Annotated in this window: 3 protein-coding genes and 1 pseudogene; 1 reads left to right on the top strand and 3 read right to left on the bottom strand. The window is 60.3% G+C overall.

From position 1 onward, the window contains the following. Positions 1-539: 539 nt before the first annotated feature. Entirely contained in the window at positions 540-1814 is a 1275-nt protein-coding gene (locus Q0072_RS11255; protein ID WP_298329895.1) for an amino acid deaminase, read from the top strand. A gap of 70 nt (positions 1815-1884) precedes the next feature. Here Q0072_RS11255 and Q0072_RS11250 read toward each other — a convergent pair whose 3' ends face one another. From Q0072_RS11250 to Q0072_RS11240, 3 genes and pseudogenes are all read right to left on the bottom strand, one after another. Next, a complete protein-coding gene (locus tag Q0072_RS11250) occupies positions 1885-2079 on the bottom strand; it encodes a hypothetical protein (protein ID WP_298329892.1) in 195 nt (64 codons plus the stop codon). 233 nt (positions 2080-2312) lie between these two features. Further along, a complete protein-coding gene (gene istB / locus Q0072_RS11245; RefSeq protein WP_298329889.1) occupies positions 2313-3041 on the bottom strand; it encodes an IS21-like element helper ATPase IstB in 729 nt (242 codons plus the stop codon). Next, a pseudogene (locus Q0072_RS11240) lies at positions 3028-3948 on the bottom strand (IS21 family transposase); the annotation flags it as partial. The pseudogene Q0072_RS11240 and the gene istB, both read right to left, overlap by 14 nt. Between the last annotated feature and the right edge of the window lie 119 nt (positions 3949-4067).

The following is a 4067-nucleotide window of genomic DNA, read 5'->3' as shown; positions in this document are numbered from 1 at the left end:
TGCGCGCGATTTTGGCTTCCGCCCGCGACAGAGAGGGCAATAAGGCCTGCACCCGGCTCAACAGGTCTTCTGGCGTCTCATTGTTCTGATCCACTGCCGCCGCTCCGTTGGGGTTTGCGAAAACCGTCTTGCGATGATGTTACATTTTTGAATGTTTTTCAACAGAGCATCTTCTCGATTGCGCACTGTTGTAGAATCTGGATGGCTAAAAAATCAATAATTTAAAGACTATCGACGTACCTGGTTGCGATTCCGGGGGATGTGGGTTGAGTGACGTGGCGGTGCAATAACTATCAAAAATGTAGCTATAGGAAATTTTCAATTGACCATGCCGGCCATTTCAAGGAAAAAAGACCGGCGGCTGGCAGCAAGGACCATGTGTGAAAGTTGCGCCGTTGGTGAGGTTGAGTGAGCAGGCACGCCAGCGGCTGATCGGTAATAAAGACTGCTGCCCCGGTCAATGCTGATCAACCGAACACAGTGAAAAATGTCATCCTCTACCGATCTCACAAAAATGGTCCAGAATATGGAGCCGCTCTATGATGTTGAACCTTGCCTCTCTTCTGAGCGATCCGTTGCCTCCTGGGACAAAGGGCTTGCCATCACTCGCGCCTGATTTCACCGTGGGCCAAATTCCGGCACAAGGCTGGCGGCTTTTGATGGGAGACGTGCCGTTGCCGGCGGCAGTTCTCCGGCGCTCGTCCCTGGACCGCAATATCGAATTGATGCAGAGATATCTGGCGGTTAGCGGCATGCAGCTCGCGCCGCATGGTAAGACGACGATGTGCCCGCAGTTGTTTGAACGGCAATTGTTGGCGGGGGCCTGGGGCATTACGGTTGCCAATGTTCAACAACTGGCACTCTGCCATGCGGTGGGGGTGCCCCGTGTGCTGATCGCCAACGAAGTGGTTGGGGCGGCGGAGTTGGATGTATTTGCCGGGTTAAGTGCAAAGGCATCGGGCAGCGCCTATTACCTGCTGCTGGATAGCGTCCAGGGTGCCCATCAATTGCAGGCGGCCATGGTGGCACGGCCAGATGCACCGCCAGCCCGTGTCTTGATTGATGTCGGGTTCGTGGGGGGGCGATGCGGTGTGCGCAGCTTGGCGGAAGGTCTGGAAGTGGCGGATGAGCTCAGAGGCCTTGACCGTCTGCGGTTGGTTGGGGTGGCTGGCTACGAGGGGCTGTTGGCCAATGCGTCCGCGGTGGATGTTTATCTTGATACGATTGTCGGGTTACTGACAATTCTGCGGGCTGATGGGCGTTTTGCCGATCCTGATCAGATTTTGTTGAGCGCCGGGGGTTCAGCCTATTTCGATTTGGTTGCGCGGTTGTTTGGCGGCGAAGCCGGTCGAGGTATTGTGCCAATTCTGCGGAGCGGCTGCTATCTGACCCACGATGACGGTCTTTACAACCGCTTGCTGCGCGATGTCGCCGCACGAGGAGAAGCGCCCTGCCTGGAACCGGCGTTAGAAGTTTGGACCCGGGTTTTGTCGCGACCGGAACCTGGAATGCTGATCCTATCTGCTGGCAAGCGCGACCTGTCGCACGATATTGAACTTCCCATAATGCGGAATTGGTATCGGATGGGGTTGCACTCGATCCCGCAGCCAACGGGCGGTTGGCGGATCGTAAAACTCAGCGACCAGCATGCCCATGTTCAAGCCGATGTGCCTGAAACGGCGACGCCGCTGCAGGTCGGTGACATGGTGGCACTTGGGATATCACACCCCTGCACGACATTTGACAAATGGCGCCTGCTGCTGGAGGTGGATGATGAATATTGTGTAGTCGGCGGGCTGCGAACCTTCTTCTGAAATAATCAAAGATCACATTGACAACAGGGGGACTATTGGGAATTTCGTGCTCGGCTGGGCGTGTTTGAAATCAGGCGTTCATGGCCTTTGTGAACCTATCGCCGAGCAGGATGGTCGTCTGTGCCTTGATTTTAAACCGGCTGCACTGGCCTGCGCTCATATGTTTGGAGCCAGCAGCCTGCTTTGCGATGAAGTCGGACACCCTCTCGGCCGCATTGCTAACCGGATCAAGCGCCAGATGCGCATACCGGGCGGTGGTCTGCACCTGCGTATGGCCCAGCAATTTCCCGATTGTCAATCGGCATTGAAGTTTGACCCTCATCGGCGTCGAAAATTGACCCCCCTTTGATTTGTGTTTGGCGGTCGTGCAGGTAGTCCATAGGAGGGACCCGCGCGCGGCGCGGCGTGCCCCCTCGAGGCTGATGCGGCGTCGCGCGCGGGAGGAACCTGTGGGCCCACCTGAACGATCCGCCAGGGGTGGGGGTCCGGGGGCGGGGATCAGGCGCGGTTCTTGAACCGCCAGCTGTCATTGCCGGTTTCGACGATGTCGCAATGATGGGTGAGCCGGTCGAGCAGCGCCGTGGTCATCTTGGCGTCGCCGAACACGTTTGGCCATTCGCCAAAGGCCAGGTTGGTGGTGACCAGGACGGAAGTCTGTTCATAGAGCCGGCTGATCAGGTGGAACAGCAACTGGCCGCCGGACTGGGCGAACGGCAGATAGCCCAACTCATCCAGCACGACGAGGTCGAGCCTGGCGAGATGGTCGGCGATGCGCCCCTGCCGTCCGGCCCTTGCCTCGGCATCAAGGCAGTTGACCAGATCGACGACAGTGTAGAACCGGACCCTGGCGCCGCCACGGATGCAGGATCGGGCAATGGCGATGGCCAGATGGCTCTTGCCGGTGCCTGTTCCGCCCACCAGCACGGCGTTGCGCTGCTCAGCCAGGAACGATCCGGTGGCCAGTTCACGGATCAGCGCCTCGTTGACCGGAGTGCCGGAGAAATCGAACGGGGCCAGATCCTTGGCCAGCGGCAGGCGGGCGATGGTCATCTGGTACTCGATCGACCGCGCCTCCTTCTCGGCGATCTCGGCCTTCAGCAGTTCGCCGATGATGCGGGGCACGGGATATTGCCGCTTGAGCCCGTTGGCGACGACCTCGTCAAAGGCGGCACGCATGCCGGTGAGCTTCAGCGTGCCCATGATCTCCAAGATTTCATGACGCTCCATTGACCGTTCTCCGCAGGCTGTCATACCGCCCGCAATCGGCCACCGGCGCATGCCGGAGGGTCAGGGCGGCGGGGGTGAGGATGCTGACGGGATTGGGCGGTTCCCGACGCCGGGACAGGATGTTCAGCACCACGTCGCTGGAATGCACGCCGTTGTCCAGGGCCTCGGCGCAGGCCGCCTCCACGGCAGCCAGGATATCCACCATTCCGGGGTCCCCACGCGATCCTGATCGCGTGGGGTGGGTTGCCGGTTGCCATCGCTGGAACCGGCCAGCCTTGTCCGGATACGTCCCAGGCTGCCGGGCAAGGTCCAGTCCTTGAACGGCGCCCCATTGCGCAACGCTCCCGGTTTGCGGGCGAGGACAGGCACATAGTGCCAAGGATCGTAGACCGTTCCGCCCCGGCCGAACTGCCTCGGGTGATCGGCCATCAAGGTACCGTCCTGTCGGATCAGTATCCGCTCCGCATAGGCATGGACCTCCACCGGTCGGCCGACGGCACGCGCCTGGACGGAATATTTGTTGTTGTCGAACCGGACCAGACAGGTTCGCGACACCGACGCCGGATTGCTGTGGAACCCGTCGAACGGTCCGGCATAGGCAACCAGGTGCGGTCGTTCGGCCTCGAACATCTCCCACACCGTCCGGTCACCCCGTTCCGGATGGCGATGTGCCCGGGCATGGGAGACGAGAGCGGTCCAGCAGCCAGGCATTCATCTCCGCATAGGTCATGAACCGCAGCCGCGGCGTAAAGAACCGCTCCCGCACCAGGCCGACCTGGTTCTCCACCTGACCTTTCTCCCAGCCCGCCGCCGGCGTACAGGCGACCGGCTCCACCAGATAATGCGCGCACATCTGGGCAAAGCGGCGGTTGAATGCCCGCTCCCTGCCGAGGAACACAGTATCCACATTTTCCACCGCCGCCGGACGGCGTTCGGCATTGTAGCTGTCCAGCAGCCCCTCTGGTGCCTGACCGTTCAGGACCAGGGTCAGCTTCCATGCCAGATTCTCGGCATCCTGAATGCCGC

This window comes from Asticcacaulis sp., assembly GCF_027484505.1.
In the GTDB taxonomy this organism is placed as follows: domain Bacteria; phylum Pseudomonadota; class Alphaproteobacteria; order Caulobacterales; family Caulobacteraceae; genus Asticcacaulis.
Note: the sequence above shows the minus strand (reverse complement) of the source record. Positions and strands in the feature narration are given on the sequence as shown.

Coding starts and splice junctions, on each gene's coding strand:
- Q0072_RS11255 (WP_298329895.1), top strand. CDS start 540: ATGATGTTGAACCTTGCCTCTCTTCTGAGCGATCCGTTGCCTCCTGGG.
- istB (WP_298329889.1), bottom strand. CDS start 3,041: ATGGAGCGTCATGAAATCTTGGAGATCATGGGCACGCTGAAGCTCACC.